The organism is Phocaeicola sp. ICN-14070 (assembly GCF_037892625.1).
In the GTDB taxonomy this organism is placed as follows: Bacteria; Bacteroidota; Bacteroidia; order Bacteroidales; family Bacteroidaceae; genus Phocaeicola; species Phocaeicola plebeius.
The window spans coordinates 1-539 of the sequence record NZ_JBBKBF010000180.1 but is presented as its reverse complement, the minus strand read 5'-3'; the positions used below and the strand labels follow the sequence as shown (position 1 = coordinate 539).

Sequence of the window (539 nt, the reverse complement as noted above, 5' to 3'; positions counted from 1 at the left end):
ACTGGTGACTGACGCCTACAGCAGATACATAGTCGGATACTGCCTGAGCAGGACTCTGGATGCGGAGGGACCGCTGAAAGCCATGTACATGGCTCTGGAGACCTACCGTGCCTACGGAATCAGTACGGAAGGCATGATACACCACTCTGACCGTGGCGTGCAGTATGCCTCGAAGCAGTACACGAATCTGCTGCTTTCACAAGGCATCAGAATCAGTATGACCCAGACGGGAGACCCGCTTCACAATGCCCTGGCCGAGAGGATGAACAACACCCTGAAGAACGGGTGGCTTTTCAATGAGGGCGATATGGACTTCAGACAGGCAGAGGAAGCCGTAAGTAAATCCGTAGCGATGTACAACAATGCCAGACCACACAGGGCACTGGGTATGAAGACTCCTATGGAAGTTTTCTCAGGCAGAGGAGGAAACCCTCTTATGGAATATCGGTATAACTGAAAGATGTGCTCGTCGGGACGGGTGCTCCCGCCCCTTGCCGCACGGCGCTCCCCGAGCGATGAGTTTTTAGAGAGAAAATATA

Annotated in this window: 1 pseudogene; it reads left to right on the top strand. The window is 53.2% G+C overall.

Annotated elements, in window-relative coordinates:
• Window positions 1-448: pseudogene (locus tag WKT20_RS18195) on the top strand (transposase); the annotation flags it as partial.
• Window positions 449-539 lie beyond the last annotated feature (91 nt).